Below are 17723 nucleotides of genomic sequence, written 5' to 3' on the forward strand. Positions count from 1 at the left end.
GTCACGCCAGTATGTTCTTAGCAAAAATTTCCTGGTTAACAGCTATGTTTTCTTTGACAAAGTAAGAATTATGTGCACAAACTGAATCATAGCCAAACCATTGTTGTGAGCAACTTGTTGGGTTAAGTTTTAGAGTTTCTTCACTGATATCGAATATACCCCATAAAGTACCGCCAACGAGATCACCCTTGGCATCAAGGTTGATCCATTTGTTTACCATAGAGGGTCGGCGACCATCTCTATTTTCTGGGCGTAAGAAGTCGCGCACCGTTCCAATTGATAAAGCACTACCTACGGTAAAAAAGTTCGAGACATATCTTTGTAAAAATTGCTCATTAGCCTCAAGTTCTCGCAATCCTTCGTAGGCAACTACAGTACCCCAACTGTGAGAAATGATGTCGATTTGGTTGTTATTAATCAGAAGAGGCTTGACAACATCTGTGAAGCAATCAATGATGCGCTGGCGCATTCTGCTGTTTAACATATAAATGAGAAAGTCGTCAATTGCCAGAGCCGCTGCATTGCTTTCTACCCAATGAGTCTGCATTGCTGAACTTCTGTGGAAACCACCGTTGGTATTTGTCGCTAGTTCTTGTCGCCGTCGATCTTCTAAAATAGCCATAATTTCTCGCCGCAGTTGCTGTTGCTTGGTGTTATCAACTGCATTGACAGCATTGACAAAAGTTTCGGTATTGACTAAATGACTCCATAGCACCTCCAAGCGCGTGTCACCAAGGTTTCCGTTCTTGAAAACTTCTCCGACGTGCGGTTGTAATGCTTGCCACCAACTGTCGGAATAATGCTCTCTATGTTGGCTAATCCCGTGTACATATACGAGATAATGGTTTCCAACTATGCGTGGTGAGCCATTGCCTAACTGTTGCGATCGCGTGATTGTATCTCCTGAGAAGACACTCCCATCTAGTAGTTGTTCCTGACCAGAAATCGAAATTCCTACTTCATCGAAGGCGCGGGCGATCGCCTGCAACTTTGCATTCCGAACCTCAATCGCATCGCCTCGGAACAAGGTGCGACCAACGAGTTCAATCGCCCGCCGACTGTCTCTGAATAAGGAAGTCCGAGACAGATACTGAGTCAATGTTAGGTAGAAAAGCGCTGCAAGACTCTTGCGATCAAACAGATAAGCTCCTTGCCTATCCTTAGCTGTCATAATTTTGTAGGCAGCTAAATTGTGGATGCCGCTGTTGAAGTGAACGCCTCCCCAGTCACCAGCTTCAGTAATCGGCAAGTTCAGGTAATCTCGCATCTGTGCAGGTTGCCGATATTTGCTAGGGTTACTGAGATCCCGGAGCGGTATCCCCGTACCTTGAAGTTCCTCTCCCATTTCCCAGTTCCATGCAGACAGATTTGGCTCTTCAAAATTAGAGACAATGATCCCAAAAATATCTGAGTAGGATTCGTTTAAAGCTCCAGATTCCCCCGCATACTGGAGCCGTGCCGTCCGATCAGTTACTCCGTGGAATATCTCGTGGGCAACAACATCAAGCCCTACAGCATAAGAACGGAGCTGTCCACGAACTTTCCTTTGACCATACACCATTTGCCCTTCTACCCAGGCCGCGTTCCGCCACTCCTGACCGTCTGGACTTTCATTTGCAACTATGCAGTTGACGCTGGAAATTAACGGCCCACCTATATTGTCAATACCATTGCGACGGAGAACGTCCCGCAGGAAAATTGCTACCACCGCTGCGTTGGCGTGGGCACTGATCGCTCCTGGTGCCCACTCCGGTGGTTTGCCCACATAATTCCCTGGTAACAATCCCGAATTCAAGTCCCGAAATTCAAAGTCGTAAGTATGAACATTCAAATCAAGGTCTTGTAGTGTTTTCCTATCTCCTGTCATTAAGCACGAAATTTTACGAAGCTTTTCAAGACCGTCTAGTGCTTCTTCAACCTGTTGTTGAGAAAGAGAGGCTCTATCTAGAACAGCGACACTCGGCGTTCGAGGTAATTTAGCAACGATCTCGCCATTATGTGCATCAATTAAGTAGTCCATTAACAGTGGTATATGCTTGTCTGTTTGTGTTTTCTCCCGACTTTGTTGGCGTACATCCTCAATTACGTATATTAAGCGCCATCGATCAACTGCTGTGTCAAAGTAGTAACACAAACGGGGTGTTGCTTCGAGTGGTTTCAATCCATATCCCGCTAAGTCACGAACCTTATTCAACGCCTCGGCTGGTGAAATCTGCGCTATGGTGTCTACATTTATCGGCTCTCCCAGTGACGAGTTGACTGCAAGTAGCTCGTTCCCATAGTCCATCTCAATAGTGATTAAGGAACCGTAAACTGGAATTTTGTTGTATGTTTGACGAAACTTTACAGTTTTCGTCTCAGTAAGGGGCAATGTCTCGGTGCCAAGGATTTTGAATTCACAAGTGGCGTTGTTCACTTCTGGAGCAGTAAACTGCGGCAGTTCCTTACTTGCCAGAGCCTGATTTAAGTGCTGACGAGCGGCTGTTTCTGGATCAAGGTTACGCAGACCTACAGCTTTTGTCGTGGCGAAGGCAGCTAACGAAGGTCTTTCAGTCCGCAATATATTAGCTACCCGATCTGAAGTTTCGTCTTTTGTGTGGAATGCAAAGGTGTGAAGTCCGTTCTTACTCATTTATTTTTCCTCCTTTTTAATCGTGGAGTCAACTCCTAATGTGTGAGTTACAGACATAATTTCAATCTTTAGCAAGAGCTAAAGCAAGGAGAGTTAAATCAAGATCAACTGTCGAATTATTTTTCTTTATTAATTGTTTTAATCAACATAGAACATCAAAATCTAGTATTTTAAGTCCTTTTGATAGATAAAATGGTTTAGACTACTTAATTGGATAAAGTTCAGCTTATAATATCTCAAATTTTAATCAATTATGTTATGTCTGAGACAGAGAACTGTAGGAAGCTACAGTGCCAAAGTTAATTAGATTATCAGGTATGTACTCTGAAAGGCGACTTTGGTAGATAAAGGAGATACTAGCAATAAGTTTCTCAGTAAATAGAGCCTCTCTATTAAGCTTGGGCATTTTGAAGGATAAGAGGATAAGAAATGAAGTGTAAAAATGTTCTTATAATTTGAAGGTTATATAAATCTTTTGGCAATGAACGCAATAGTTTAAAATTCTTAACGCAAAAATGCTTAAGTACTCGATTCGATTAATAATACATTATTTTAAGTTCTTGGTATTGATTGACCAAATCTTATATTGTGCTAATTAGATCATGATGAAGACGACGTTTTGCTGACAAGGTACTTTAGAAAAGCTAATCTACGATGTTGAACTTTATACTGGGCTACAGGTGCTTGTTGGATTTATATAATAAGTAACTGGGCGTTGCTGAGTGCGGTATGAATTAATCAAACACCAGGATAAAACGATACTTCAAGTAATGAAGTAATAATCGAATAGAGTATTGCTTCTGGCACCTCAGTAAGTTTCATCTTGCTGAGATCGAGTTCTATTGCTCCCTCTCCTCGTGCTTTTTCAATACGCTGTTCTGCTTCCCGATAAGCTTTATCTCGTGCCATGACCAAATCCTTTCTCTCACTAACAAAATCGGAGTAATAGCCAGACTTTTTCTGGGTAACAGCCGATACAGGTGGTTTAGCCAGAAAATCTCAGCCTTACATTCTAATAAACAGCAAACAACGCCAAAAATGAGTCTTCACAAGTTTCTCAACTTCTTATCCTAATGTCAAAAGTAGATCCGGCTTAGTCATTGCTAGCCCTTAGAGACACAGGTGCTTTGAAGATAAACAAGAGAAGCTTTGCAACCATAGACGGTAATGAGGCTGTTGCCCAAGTCGTCTATCGACTCAATGAAGTCATTGCGATTTATCCCATTACTCCTTCTTCACCAATGGCTGAGTGGGCGGATGCTTGGGCTAGTGAAAGCAAACCCAATATTTGGGGTACTGTTCCCTCGGTGGTAGAGATGCAGAGTGAAGGAGGTGTGGCTGGTGCTGTACATGGGGCTTTGCAAACTGGTTCATTAGACATCTCCAAAAATTTACTTACTCTCCTCACAAGTTCCTCAAGTTGTTTTCCTATCATCAAAACTGTGAGACTCATAATATCCTGAAGAGAGGAGAGGCTCAAAGGATGAATTCAATATTTGGTGTTAAAAGTAACAACACAACAAAAATATCTTCTATAACTCACGGTGATAAGCGCTTTAAAATGCTGGAAGCAACGATCAAACGCCACCAGTATGAACAGGATGCACTGATTGAAATATTGCATAAAGCGCAGGAACTTTTTGGCTATTTAGAAAACGATATATTAATTTACATTGCTCATAGTCTCAAACTGCCACCTAGTCGAGTTTATGGTGTTGCCACGTTCTACCATTTGTTTTCACTTGCACCTAGTGGCGTGCATACCTGTGTGGTGTGTATGGGTACAGCTTGTTACGTCAAAGGCGCTCCAGCTATCCTGGCAAACGTAGAAAAGTCTACTCACATTCACGCTGGTGAAACCTCAGCAGATGGTCAAATTTCACTGTTAACAGCAAGATGTCTGGGTGCTTGTGGAATTGCGCCTGCTGTAGTTTTGGATGGCACTGTTTTAGGCAATCAAACTGCTGAATCAGTCCTTGAGGGCATCAAAGGATGGTTGCAAGATGGATCTACCTGAATTAATTGAAATTTCCGAAAAAGAACGTGCTTTAGAGAAACCTGTACAAATTCGTTGTTGTGTTGCAGCTGGTTGCCTATCTGCCAATTCACAAGCCGTCAAACAGCGTTTGGAAGAGGCTGTTATAGCAGAAAATTTGGCAGAAACAGTAGAAGTTCGTGGCGTTGGTTGTATGCGTTTGTGCTGTAAAGGCCCATTAGTACAGGTTCGGAAAAACACCGAACCAGAAAGTCTAGGTAAGCTTTATGAGAAAGTTACACCTGGTGATGCCTCCTCAATTATCACTGCTCTCAATGGAGGAGAAACAACAGTTCAACAAGGTGATTTAACTCATCCATTTTTTACTGCTCAGATGCCGATTGTTTTAGAAAACAGTGGCAAAATCGACCCAGAACGCATTCAATCTTATATTGCTACCAAAGGTTATCAAGCGCTTTACCATGTCTTACGGGAGATGACACCCAACGCAGTAGTAGATGCGATTACCCGCAGTGGTTTACGGGGACGTGGTGGTGCTGGTTATCCTACAGGTTTAAAATGGGCAACAGTTGCGAAAGCAAAAAGTAGCGAACAAAGCGATCGCAAATTCGTAATTTGTAACGCCGATGAGGGAGATCCGGGGGCATTTATGGATCGCAGCGTCTTAGAAAGCGATCCTCATCGCGTTTTGGAAGGAATGGCGATCGCAGCATATTCTGTAGGTGCAAATCAAGGCTACATCTACATTCGGGCAGAATATCCCATCGCTATCAATCGTCTGCAAACTGCCATTCGTCAAGCCCAACGCCTTGGTATCTTGGGCACTCAAATTTTCAACTCTCGATTTGATTTTAAGATTGATATTCGTATCGGTGCTGGGGCTTATGTTTGTGGCGAAGAAACTGCTTTAATGGCTTCTATTGAAGGTAAACGCGGCACTCCTCATCCCCGTCCGCCCTACCCTGCGGAGTCTGGTTTATGGGGTCATCCTACTTTAATTAATAACGTTGAAACCTACGCCAATATTGCACCCATTATTCGCAAAGGTGCTGACTGGTTCGCCAGCATTGGCACCGAAAAGAGTAAAGGCACAAAGGTTTTTGCATTGGCAGGCAAAATCCTTAACACAGGTTTGATAGAAGTACCGATGGGAACTTCATTAAAGCAGATTGTGGAAACAATGGGCGGTGGCGTACCAGATGGCGGTGTGGTAAAAGCAGTACAAACTGGCGGCCCTTCCGGGGGATGTATCCCAGCAACAGCTTTTGATAGTCCGGTAGATTATGAATCACTCACTCAATTGGGTTCGATGATGGGTTCCGGCGGCATGATTGTCATGGATGAAACTACCAATATGGTGGATGTCGCCCGCTTTTTCATGGAATTTTGTATGGATGAATCGTGTGGTAAGTGCATTCCCTGTCGGGTAGGAACGGTGCAGTTGTATCGGTTGTTAACAAAGATGAGTGAAGGTAAAGCATCTCTTGCTGACTTGGAATTGTTGGAAGAACTATGCGACATGGTGAAGCATACTAGTTTGTGTGGTCTTGGTCAGTCTGCACCCAATCCGGTATTTAGTACCTTACGTTATTTTCGTGATGAGTATTTGGCTTTGATCGACAAACCCATTACTTAAACTGTATGCGGTAGCATCAGTATTAGGAGGATGTCACTTTAACAATATGTGTGCGTCTGCAAAGGATTTACAGCAGTTTTGGCGTTGCTGATTAGATATATAAATCTTGGTGTAGAGACGTTGCATTGCAAGGTCTCTACAAGGGTTTTGAAATCACGCAAAATCATTTTCATACCTGAATTCAGCAACGCTGGGTTATTTTATGCTAGATTACCGCTTTTGCCGACAGGGAATTTGAATAATAAACTCTGCACCCTGTCCAGGTGCTGAAATGCACTCTATTGTCCCGTGATGTTTGTCTACTACAATTTGATAAGTGATTGATAATCCTAAACCAGTACCTTGTCCCACAGGTTTAGTAGTGAAAAAAGGATCAAATATTTTTTGTCTGATATTATCACTCATACCAACCCCATCATCCCTAATGAAAATAGCGACTAAATCAGGATTCACTAGTTGGGTACGAATAGCGATCGCACTACAATCACTCTGAATTTCCTCTGCTGTTTTTCCCTGATTTGACCTTTCTAAAGCATCAATCGCATTATTCAGAATATTCATAAATACCTGATTGAGTTGCCCAGCATAACATTCCACATTTGGCAACTCACTATAATTTTTGATAATCTCAATTGCAGGCTTACCTGGTTTGGCTTGAAGACGGCTTTGCAAAATTAGTAACGTACTCTCAATTCCCTGATGAATGTTAACAGGTTTCATATCAGCCTCATCTAAGCGAGAGAAATTACGCAATGTCAGCACAATTTCTCGAATGCGTTGCGTGCCAATTTTCATCGAAGATAAAGTTTTAGGAATATCTTCTTTAATAAAATCAATATCAATATTCTCTAAAAACTCTTCAATCTCTGGTGCGACATTGAGGTAGATATTTTGATAAATATTAATTAAACTAAGTAAATCCTGTGTGTAATTATTAATGTGATCTAAATTGCCATGAATAAAGCTTACAGGGTTATTAATTTCATGAGCAATACCAGCAATCATTTGACCCAAACTGGACATTTTTTCTGTTTGAATAAGTTGAGCTTGAGCTAATTTTAATTCATGCAATGTTTGATTTAATCGCACATTTTTTTCATTTAACGCCCTCGTTCTTTCCTCAATTTTTTCCTCTAAATTTGCGTAGAGTCGGGCATTTTCTAAGGAAATAGCTGCTTGCGAAAATAGTATTTTTAATACTTGTATTCTATCTGACGTAAATGCTCCCACTGTTAAATTATTCTCTAAGTAAAGTAACCCAATTACTTTGCCTTGATTCACAATAGAAGTACACATAAGAGATTTTATACGATGCTCAATAATGTATGGGTCTATCGTAAAACTTCCTTCACTACTGGCATCAGATAAAACCACATCTTTTTTTGTTCTTGTGACATAATTAATCACAGATACAGGTAATTTCTGACCATTTTCGACTGGTATTGATTGACCAACAGTTAAATCATCTTGGTCTACATCTGCTTGAGCTTCAATAAATAATTTTCCTCCTTTCTCTAGAAGCAATATACCAGTTTGAGCGCCAGCATTCTCAATTACAATTGTCATTAATTTTTCTAGCAAACTTTCCAATAAAATTACTTCTGACAAAGCTTGCGATGCTTTAATAACTGTAATAAAATCTAGTCCGCTTGACTTTTCATTAGCAGTAGAAGTAGTAATAGTATTACTTGTAAAACCTAGTTTAGAGTGAGTGGAAACCTTAGCAATTAATTCTGGGTATTTTGATTCCAGATCCTTAAATTTAGCACTTGCTCCCCAACGGCGATAACCATAATGTGCCTTTTTCATGTATAGTGAGGCAAATTCATTTCTTCCTAGACTGAGATAAAATTCTGCTGCACATTCATAAGCTAGAGCCTCTTCATGAATATATCCAAAATTATGAGCCCCTTGAATGGCGCGATCGTAGTATTCCATTGCTACTAAGACTTGACCTAAAAATCGTGCTTTTTCTGCCTCTACTAGATCGTATTTGTGCTGATTATTTACAGGTGCATGATCTGCCCATTCTTTTAATTGTTTTTGATTTTGTTCTACTATCTCTATATCAGCTTTTGTATCTGTTTGAGAAGTAGTCTTTAATAAGAAGGCTAACAATGCCAGAGAATAATAAAATTTATATTCACATAGATAAACAGTCCCACTAACGGCAACTTCATACTGTTGTGCTAATTGAGCATTTTTAACAGACTGGCTATAATCTTTAAAGAAATAACTCAAAATACTTTTGGCAAGATAACTATAAAAGATAGCTGTAATATTTCCTGCCATTCTCTGCATTACTAATTCATTAAAACTATCACCCTCTAAGTAAGATTCATTCTCAGTCTCTTGAACTAGTTCGATTATCATTTGTTTTAAAATAAGCAAACAAATGGTAAAATGCTCTTGCTTTATCTTGTGTGCTAAATTAATATATTGCTCTAGTCTTTGTTCAACAATTTCTAAGTTTTCTCCAACCCAAAAAGGATGCCAACAAACTAATAATCCATTGTAACCCACATACTCAATATCACCTGTATCTAAACCACTTTGAACACCATCTTGTAAAGGTTCTATAGTTGCTTTAATATGTTCTTTCCAATGTCTAACAAAAATATTAAATAGTGCATACACTTTAGATTTTATTTCTCTAGCGTTGAATTTATCTAAAATCTGCAAAGATAATTTACCAAATCTATAACCTGATTCAATCTCCTTAAGAGGCCCACATAAAATTAGCCCATAAAAACCATAGGCATAAGCTGCAAAAGATGAATTGCCATACTGCACACATAAATCAACCATCGTAAAAGCAATCAATGGTAAAAGTGCAGGATCGGCTAAATAAGCGGGAGGCATAGCTGTCATTAGTATCCTCATAGCAGCTAGCTTATGAGTATCAGTCATTTCTGGCAGATTGACTAATTCTTCAACTTTTAACTCTGCTGGTGGAGTTTGAGATAAAGAGACTCCCAGCATCTCTAAAACCTGTAAATCTAAATTTAATGCTTCTCGCATTTGATTTTGAGCAACATAAAACTGAATTTTTTTCTCATATACTTTAACAGCATCAAGAATACTTTTGCTATTACTTATAACACTGATAAATAATGCTTCTGCTTGCTCAAAATTTGTATTTAAATACTCTGCTTCTACGGCTTCCACATGGAGCTTAAGAGTTAATTCATAATGGTTTTGCCAACAATCGACTGCAAGTAAACTTAGACCTTGCCTCAGAAACTTTACAGCAGATTCGTAAGCAGCAGAATCCTTTGCTTTCTGTCCAGAAATAAGATTTAACTTAGCTACTTTATATCTTTCTTCTGGAGAGGTAATCAATTCAATACCGATATTTAATTGGTTAACAATATCGAAGATTCTTTCTTCTAGTAAACTTTCGTCTATATTCTTTAATAGCAGTCTACCAATATTTAAATGAATCTCCTTTTTCTGCTCATCGGGTATCAAAGCATAAGCAGCTTGTTGCACGCGATCGTGAAGAAATTTATAATCAATTACAAAAATTTCAACATAATCTAATAGATGTGGTAGTTTATAATTATCGCTTAAAGGTAGAATTAAACCAGCTTGTAATGCTTCCCAAATCTCTAAAGCTGTGTCATTATGAGATTTTTCGTTAACACAAGAAAGTATATTTAAATTAAATCGATTGCCAATACAGGCAGCTATTTTTAAAATATTTTGTGTAGTATCTTTGAGCTTTTGAATTTTACCTATCATCAATTCAACAACATTCTCAGTAATTTCTATCGTCTGAATGTGCCGAATGTCCCATTGCCATTGACCAGTGAGAAAATCAAATATAAGTAAATTTTCTTGATGAATAAATTTGAGTAATTGATTTATAAAAAATGGATTGCCAGCAGTTTTATTGAAAATCAATTTTGCTAATTCTTTGGAGTTCTCTAAACTAGATTTTAGAGTGTCGCTAACTAATTGACAAACATGAGTAATTTTTAGATTTTGACAGTGAATAATCTGGACAGAGCTACTATTTTTTTCAATTTCCTGCAAAACTAACATTAAAGAATGACTAGCATCAACTTCATTATCTCGATAAGCTCCTATGAGCAATAAATATTGAATTTCAGTATCTGTAGTTAATAACTGAATTAATTTTAATGAAGCTAAATCTGCCCATTGTAAATCATCTAAAAATACAACTAATGGATGTTCTTTTTGAGCAAACACATTGATAAACTTTTGAAAAACCAAGTTAAAGCGATTCTGTGCTTCTGCTGAACCTAGTTGTGGGACTTCTGTTTGTTTACCAATAATCAGTTCTAGTTCAGGAATGACATCAATAATAATTTGAGCATTCGGAACTAAAGCCTCTAAAAGTTTTTCTTTCCAAGTAGATAATTGTGCTTCACTTTCTGTCAGTAATTGCTGTATTAACTCTTGAAATGCTTGAATCAGGGAAGCATAAGGAATATTGCGCTGAAATTGCTCAAATTTACCAGCAATAAAATAGCCTCTGTTTTTGATAACAGGTTTATGAATTTCGTTAACTAATGCTGATTTACCAATACCTGAGTAACCTGCGACCAATATTAATTCTTTATTTCCTTGATTAACTTTTTCAAAAGCATTCATTAAGATATCTATTTCTGCTTCTCGTCCATACAACTTTTCGGGAATTTGCAGTTGGCTGGAATGATCCTGCTGGCCAATAGCAAAGTTGGTTATAGAATTAGTTTGCTCTAATTGATCGAGACAGGTTTCTAAATCCGCTTTAATCCCAAAAGCATTTTGATATCTTCCCTCAGCAGTTTTGCTGAGTAATTTCATAATAATTGCAGAAATTACTTGAGGGATTTGTGGATTTAATTGTTCTACTGCTATGGGTTGTCTAGCAATATGACAATGAACTAACTCCATTGGATCGGTTGCTGAGAATGGTAACTGACCTGTGAGCATTTCATAAAAAGTTACACCCAAAGAATAAAAGTCTGTACGGTAATCAACTGACCGATTCATTCTTCCCGTTTGCTCTGGAGACATATAGGCTAGAGTTCCTTCAAGCAAACCAGGATTACTGAGTTTGGGTTTCTCTTGAAAAAGTAATGATGAGATAGAAAAATCAATGATTTTAACTTGACAGGTTGCTAAATTAACAATAATATTTTGTGGTTTAATATCTTTATGGATAATATAACTTTGATGTAATTCACCTAAAGCTTGAGTAATTTGAATGCCTATATTGAGAAAATTTCGTAACTCAATTTTTTCTGTCTGGATAGTTTTGTAGAGAGAAATGCCATCAAAGTTTTCTAAAACAATAGCAAAACCATTGTTGTATTTTTCTAAACTATGAGCTTGAATAACTCCTGGGATATCTAAATCTTTGATTAGCTCATATTCATGTTTAAAGGCTGCTATATCTCTTAGCTCAGGGTATTCTGTTTTTAAAAGCTTAATAACTACTATATGACCATCTTGATTTCTCCTGGCTCGATAAACAGCAGTTTTTATCCCTTCATCAATTAATTCTATAATTTGATAATTTGATAATGTAATCATTGGTAATACTAATATTTGAATAACATTTCAAAGTTTTAACTAACGATCCTATTATTCAGAGAATAATAAATACATTTTTAAAGTCCATTGTACAACAAACTTTAAAAATGTATCGGTTTACGAAATAGTCTAGGTTTTAGCAACCTCAATAATGCTAAATTCTGTTAAATTTGTCAAAATGCTCTTGATTAATTTGAATATACCCTTATAACCAAGAATCCCACTCACCAATAATTTCTTTGGTGTATTTTATATTGAAGCATTGGTTTAGAATGGCTCGTGTTGCTTGCATTGCAGACATAACTGTAGCTTCCACACAACCGGAATTGTAACCGTTGTTAATCCAGTCGCCAGCTAGATAAAGGTTATCAAACCCAGATTCATCAGTTTTGAGTCGATGCTTGCTACTTCCAGGTACAGACAGTACATAGCGTTCTGATGGGTTAATGTTAACTCGCCAGTATTGAGCTTTAAAGCGTTCTACTCCCTGACGGTTTTGAAAATCTATTAGTAAATCCCAATTCAAACCTTGGGGATTTTTTGGCTGAGTAGCATCAGGCCAAAGCTGTCCGATGTGATTGTTGAGGAAGTTAATTGCTTCTTGTTCTACCTTTTTTTGGGCTTTAGCTGGAAAATCATAAGCTGTGTGGGGAGGAATCCCTGGATCTGGAATTACACCGGTGAAATAAGCTGCATTGTAAGGATAATGATCGGAAGGCCAATTTTCTCGTTGTACTAACTCGCTCATATCTGCATAGACATCGAGTGGTTCAACGTAAGCTCCTAGCACAGGGCTAGATTGTTGCCATCCTAATTGCGATAAGGTAGGCTTAAGCCATATTTGCCCCCCTTGAGTAGTTACTGTTTTGACTTGCATTAACATATCGCTCCATTTTTGGTGAGCCGGATTTTTTTTAGCATGGAGCAATTCACTGCAAATGGAGGGTAAGGCGGCTATAGAAATTCCCAGCAACACAATATCAAAATCATTGCCTTTGGTGAGGGTAATTTTGTCTACATTCTGCCAAGGTGTCCAATATGACTCAAGGTTAATTTCTTGGTCTTGGAGTTTTTGGGCTTCTTCATCGACAATCTGATCGTAAAGAGGTTCACTAGGCCAACAACGAATGTCTTTTACTGTGATAAGTGGTTGATATTCTTGCTTTGGGTTTTTTAAATTTACTTGACGAGCCAAAGTTATACTGGCAATTGATTGCTGATTTTGATCCAAATGTAACTGCTTGACAACATGGAAGAACTTGAATTTTACACCGCGACGCTTTAGCACTTCATATAGTGGAGTGATGACTACCTCTGCCATCCCTGATTGCATTTTCCACATGATTGCGCCATTGTATTTGAACAAGATAGTGGTGAGGACACGAATAGCTGTTCCGGCTGCTAATTGGGGTTTATCGGTATTACCTTCTGGAAAACCATACACTAAATCGTATAAGACGCGAATAAATGCTGATTTAACGCTTGATTCTCTAGCTCCGTGTTTTAGTAGCCAGTCTCTGTAGTTGTACTCATCTAAACTATCTAGGGAACGAAAATCAATTATCTCATCCACAAACAAACCCCGGATGTTTGCTAATGCTAAATCGATGAGTGTTAAACGCCAAAACATATCAGGGTTTTGCCCAATCTTAGATTCTATCTGACAGATTAACTGTTCTTTAAAGCGGTCTATGAGCTTAAGAATTAACTGATGATGTTCGCGTCTGTGAGTTTTGGTATTTCTGGGCAGTGATTTAGCTAGGTTGTAGGCAAGATTTAAGAATACTTTTTCAGAAGTAAAATCTAGGTTTTGAAGGATATTACCAATAAATTGGTTGATATTGTTCAGCCATCCTCCCCAAAACATGGGTTGTTGGAGAAATAACTGAATCAACTGGCTAGGAAATTGTAAGAGACTACTATCTGATAAACATTCCATTACCTCTTTGCCTAATGCTATTTGTTTGGCAAGAGATGTTGAAGAACTTTTGGTAGACTTTGACTGACTATAATCATCAATTACTCCGTAAGTCTGAATGACGAATTCAATGGTTGTGCAGATATGTTCCCAAAGGGAAGAAATGCCGCCACCTTCCCAAGGAACTAGAGTATTGGTAGGAAAATCAAAAGGCAGAGTTTTCCAATTTTTATTGATGTATTCTTCTAGGACAATGAGACTGTGAGGTTTGAATGCGTCTTCTATGGTGCTGAAAGGCCCGTTACCACCTAATTCGTCGTAGCATTGCTTGAGTAGACGAAAAGCATTTTCGTAGAATCCAAAAAAAATGTGCAGTCCGTGTTCTTCGATGCGATAGTCTGGTTCAGAATTGGGTGTATGGGGTTTGATGTTGCGTCCAGTTGCACATTTACCACCCAAACGCCAACCTGTTTGATAAATAGTAATATCGTAGAGACTATCCCACCCTGGTTGACTGGTTAATTCATAAGCAGTGGCTAGGGATGATATTCCACCGCCTAAAATAGCGATTTTTTTGGGCTTAAAGGTTTCAGACATATTTGTTTTTCGTGATAGGCGCGAGTTGAGAAAGTTTGGGCGACTAGAAGTTGGGGCTACACAGCCAAAACCTGTCTTCGCAGGTTAGTAAACCCTTGATTTTGCTGTCATTTGTCCTAATGCTAATTTTTCTGTGGTGCTTGCCAAACGGCTTTCCCATCTTTGAGGGTGAAGTCGAAGTGCAACACGAAACCAAGTTTTACGGGGATAGTTATGGATTCGCTACCTGCGGAATAACCTTTGTGTAGTCCTAAGTCTTGGACGATTGGTTGACTAGCGAAATTATTGATTTTTAGTTGAAATTGATCGCCAAAGAGTTTTCCGCCATAGAAAGTTTGTAGCTGCATGGGGGATTCAATCAGTGCTTGATAGCAGGCTTTTTTGCTGTTTTCTACGTCGCGGATTTGTTTGAGGGTAACGAGAGGGACGATTTTTTCTAGGAGATATTCGAGGAGATTGAAGGGTAACTGTAAGCCAGGAATCAGAATTTCGTTATTGTCAAATAATAAACTAGCGATCGCTCTTGCTGCTTCCTCAAAGGTGTCCCATGTCTTGATGGCTTGATTCTCTCCTGTATTGATGCGTTGAACTTCCAGCAGGCGAGCATCTATAGATTGGCTTGTAGGAGAAAATTCTTTAAATACTAAGGTGTCTACAGTGAATAAATCCGGTTCTTGATTTAATTCAGGGATCTGAAATAGGCCAAGTTCTTTAAAGAAGCCATAGACTTCTCTACCCGAAACTAGGATGGGAGAATTATTCACGTACACGTAAGGCATAAACCAAGCTAGGCGTTCGGCTATAAATAAAGGCCCGACTCTTTTACCTACCACTGTCAACATCCAAAAGATGGCTTCTTCTTCATGCACAGTTCCTTTGTCATAGTCGGGAGGATAGATGGAACTTAAAGAATCTATCTTGTTAAACGTTAGGACGAGATAGTTCATCGCTGGGCGATATTCAATCTCTCCGTTATTGGGATCGTTCAGATATTTATCACACACCTCTTGCAACTTCGCCATTGAACCCTCAACGACAAAGCCGTACATTTTTGTCCCTTTGATTTCATAGGGTTGGTTAAAAGCCTGTCCATCTGCCCGTTCTATATATTTGGGATATGGTGATTTGTCACCACCTCCGCAAAAGTAATTTTTGAAAAAACTATTCATATCTTGTTCCATATTTTTGCCTTTTACTGCTAAATCTTGGAACAATTGATCCGGCTTTTGTTGCATCCGGGTAAAGTAATTCGTGAGTTTTTGGGGCTCTTGAAGTAGGGCCGTAAATTCACTAACAGCACCTAAAGCCGTATGGAAACTTGTTTGCATTGTCTGCAAAGGGTTGTTGGGGTTCATCGTATTTTGGGTAAGTGGCTTGGTTTTTTTATACCAGTCTAGTTGCCTAATCATATATACAGAGAGATGAGAATATTAGATACCTCTCTGTTTCTGTCCTATTGTGTCAAAGGAGTTTTAATTTGTCCTTATTAAAATTAGAAATTTTGAAAAAATGCTTAAAAATGCTTATATAAGTGCATTTTAAGCTTTTCTCTGGTTCAGGGACGCTGTGTCATATACTTCTCTGGTGCCCAGTTCAACCGTTTAAGCAACATGAATTAACCTCTTTAGTTTGTCTTGCTCCAGCTAAACATTGCTCAGGTAGAGGTTTCCACCATAATTACCGCAAGAAGTAAATCAATATATTCTAATAATTTGATGTTAACTTTACAAAGGTCAGAAAATAGTGAAATTTTATTCAAGAATAAAATTTAAACTTGCGTAATAGGACGTAGAAGCAGTAAATTGCTCAAAAGACTTACACCGAAATTGTACTGAATTATTGACCTTTTGTATCTTATTGATTTGTGTGAATACATGTTTTAAATCCTTAGGAAGATCCTATGCAATCAAGTAATGTAATGCGTGGTGTAAAGGTTTTGCCTTCTGTACTATCACTTACTTTTTATGATAAATATTCCAGTAATATCATAGGCTATTTTTCACATCACAGTTCATCTAATCGGCTAGTGATTCTACTGACTAATTTAAAGCAACGTAAGACTTTATAAGGAATTAATTCATTCAAAAATTTAGTTGGAGAAGAATTCAGAAGTCAGAATTAAGACGCGACGCTGCGCGAACGAATACTCGCTACCACTTTGCTATCGTAAACTCGCTCTAAGCGTACTCCTGCAAAGAAGCAAGCTACGCATAGCGTCTCTAATTGCTATGCCGCAGGCTTTAAGCGGCTCTTCAGTTCAGGAGTCAGAATGGGCTAAACCCTAGCTATCCGCTAACAGAATGAATTCGTTTTGATTAAAATCACTTGCCCTAAACCAGAAAACTCAATGCTGTATCAAAATTTTCAAACTCAAGCCGAGCTAGATTACCAGTACAATCCCAGTGAACTAGGTCTTGATATACCTAAATACATGAATTTGTATGCCGCAAACAGTGCTAAGGTGCGTGAAAAACTGCGCTGTCATCTAAATGTTTTTTTTGGTTCTACCGTAGCCGAACATCTAGATATTTTTCCTGCAACGCAACCACAAGCACCAATTTTGATATTTATCCACGGTGGCTATTGGATAATGTCCGACAGTAAAGATTTTAGCTTTGTCGCCCAAGGTCTTGTAGCTGCCAATGTTACAGTGGTGGTAGTCAACTATGCCTTGTGTCCCAAAGTAACCATTGATGAGATTGTCCGCCAAAATCGTTCAGCGATCGCCTGGATTTATAATAATGCAGAAAGCTTTGGTGCAGACCCGAATCGCATCCATGTAGCTGGTCACTCAGCCGGTGGTCACTTAACTGCGATGCTCATGGCTACAGACTGGAAAAACGACTATGGGCTACCAGATGACATCATTAAAGGTGGTTGTGCTATTAGCGGTTTGTTTGATTTGATGCCATTTCCCTACACTTGGCTACAACCCAAAATACAATTTACTTGGGGTGAAGTTCTTCGCAATAGTCCTATCCGCCATCTTCCTGAAAAAGCTGGTTCTCTACTTGTAACTTATGGCGGCAAAGAGACTTCAGAGTTTGAACGACAATCGCTAGATTTTCTGGCTGCATGGAAAGAAAAAGAATTACCTGGTGAATATTTACCACAGCCTGATGAAAACCACTTTACGATCGTGAATGGTTTTTTAGATAGTGACAGTCCATTGTGTACGGCTATTTTGAGACAAATAATGGTATTGGAAAAGGAACCCAATTTTTGAAGCTTTAGTTTCTTCTAATACTACAGTAAAGCAATTATTTTTATTTTTTAAGAGCGTCGGGATGAGGGGGCTAGCACTGCAATCTTTAAAGTACTGCAACAAATATAATTGTCATCATCAATCCCTGTGGTTAGGGATTAATCTAGCGATCGCTCATACGGAACCGCGATC

Annotated in this window: 8 protein-coding genes and 1 pseudogene; 4 read left to right on the forward strand and 5 right to left on the reverse strand. The window is 38.8% G+C overall.

The window, feature by feature from the left end:
- Position 1: 1 nt before the first annotated feature.
- A complete protein-coding gene (locus tag IQ274_RS07140) occupies positions 2-2632 on the reverse strand; it encodes a M4 family metallopeptidase (RefSeq protein WP_194141819.1) in 2631 nt (876 codons plus the stop codon).
- Positions 2633-3370: 738 nt separating this feature from the next.
- A complete protein-coding gene (locus IQ274_RS07145) occupies positions 3371-3541 on the reverse strand; it encodes a hypothetical protein (RefSeq protein ID WP_194141820.1) in 171 nt (56 codons plus the stop codon).
- A 224-nt stretch (positions 3542-3765) separates the two neighbouring features.
- Between IQ274_RS07145 and IQ274_RS07150 the strand changes: the two are divergent.
- The 3 genes and pseudogenes from IQ274_RS07150 to IQ274_RS07160 form a co-directional block, all read left to right on the forward strand.
- Positions 3766-4008, forward strand: a pseudogene (locus tag IQ274_RS07150) (hypothetical protein); the annotation flags it as partial.
- Between the two features lie 107 nt (positions 4009-4115).
- On the forward strand, positions 4116-4649 hold the full coding sequence (gene hoxE, locus IQ274_RS07155; RefSeq protein ID WP_194141821.1) for a bidirectional hydrogenase complex protein HoxE: 534 nt from the start codon (positions 4116-4118) through the stop codon (positions 4647-4649).
- Positions 4636-6264, forward strand: coding sequence for a NuoF family protein (locus IQ274_RS07160; RefSeq protein WP_194141822.1), 1629 nt, complete (start codon positions 4636-4638; stop codon positions 6262-6264). The genes hoxE and IQ274_RS07160 overlap by 14 nt, the downstream gene beginning before the upstream one ends.
- Before the next feature lie 210 nt (positions 6265-6474).
- Here the strand turns inward: IQ274_RS07160 and IQ274_RS07165 are convergent, their stop codons facing one another.
- From IQ274_RS07165 to IQ274_RS07175, 3 genes are all read right to left on the reverse strand, one after another.
- Positions 6475-11811 (reverse strand): ATP-binding sensor histidine kinase, encoded by a 5337-nt coding sequence (locus tag IQ274_RS07165; RefSeq protein ID WP_194141823.1) that lies wholly within the window; start codon positions 11809-11811, stop codon positions 6475-6477.
- A gap of 205 nt (positions 11812-12016) precedes the next feature.
- Positions 12017-14326, reverse strand: a complete 2310-nt coding sequence (locus tag IQ274_RS07170) for an NAD(P)-binding protein (RefSeq protein WP_194141824.1) — start codon at positions 14324-14326, stop codon at positions 12017-12019.
- A 122-nt stretch (positions 14327-14448) separates the two neighbouring features.
- Positions 14449-15735: a hypothetical protein gene (locus IQ274_RS07175; RefSeq protein ID WP_228058082.1), complete on the reverse strand. Its 1287-nt coding sequence runs from the start codon at positions 15733-15735 to the stop codon at positions 14449-14451.
- A 938-nt stretch (positions 15736-16673) separates the two neighbouring features.
- Between IQ274_RS07175 and IQ274_RS07180 the strand changes: the two genes are divergently transcribed.
- Positions 16674-17552 carry an alpha/beta hydrolase gene (locus IQ274_RS07180; RefSeq protein WP_194141825.1) on the forward strand — a complete coding sequence of 293 codons (879 nt, stop codon included), beginning with the start codon at positions 16674-16676 and terminating at the stop codon, positions 17550-17552.
- Positions 17553-17723 lie beyond the last annotated feature (171 nt).

Source organism: Nostoc sp. LEGE 12447, from assembly GCF_015206985.1.
GTDB lineage: Bacteria > Cyanobacteriota > Cyanobacteriia > Cyanobacteriales > Nostocaceae > Nostoc.

Excerpts from the sequence above, each read along its gene's own strand:
- IQ274_RS07160 (WP_194141822.1), top strand. The coding sequence starts at position 4,636 with ATGGATCTACCTGAATTAATTGAAATTTCCGAAAAAGAACGTGCTTTA.
- hoxE (WP_194141821.1), top strand. The coding sequence starts at position 4,116 with ATGAATTCAATATTTGGTGTTAAAAGTAACAACACAACAAAAATATCT.
- IQ274_RS07165 (WP_194141823.1), bottom strand. The coding sequence starts at position 11,811 with ATGATTACATTATCAAATTATCAAATTATAGAATTAATTGATGAAGGG.
- IQ274_RS07170 (WP_194141824.1), bottom strand. The coding sequence starts at position 14,326 with ATGTCTGAAACCTTTAAGCCCAAAAAAATCGCTATTTTAGGCGGTGGA.
- IQ274_RS07175 (WP_228058082.1), bottom strand. The coding sequence starts at position 15,735 with ATGATTAGGCAACTAGACTGGTATAAAAAAACCAAGCCACTTACCCAA.
- IQ274_RS07180 (WP_194141825.1), top strand. The coding sequence starts at position 16,674 with ATGCTGTATCAAAATTTTCAAACTCAAGCCGAGCTAGATTACCAGTAC.
- IQ274_RS07140 (WP_194141819.1), bottom strand. The coding sequence starts at position 2,632 with ATGAGTAAGAACGGACTTCACACCTTTGCATTCCACACAAAAGACGAA.
- IQ274_RS07145 (WP_194141820.1), bottom strand. The coding sequence starts at position 3,541 with ATGGCACGAGATAAAGCTTATCGGGAAGCAGAACAGCGTATTGAAAAA.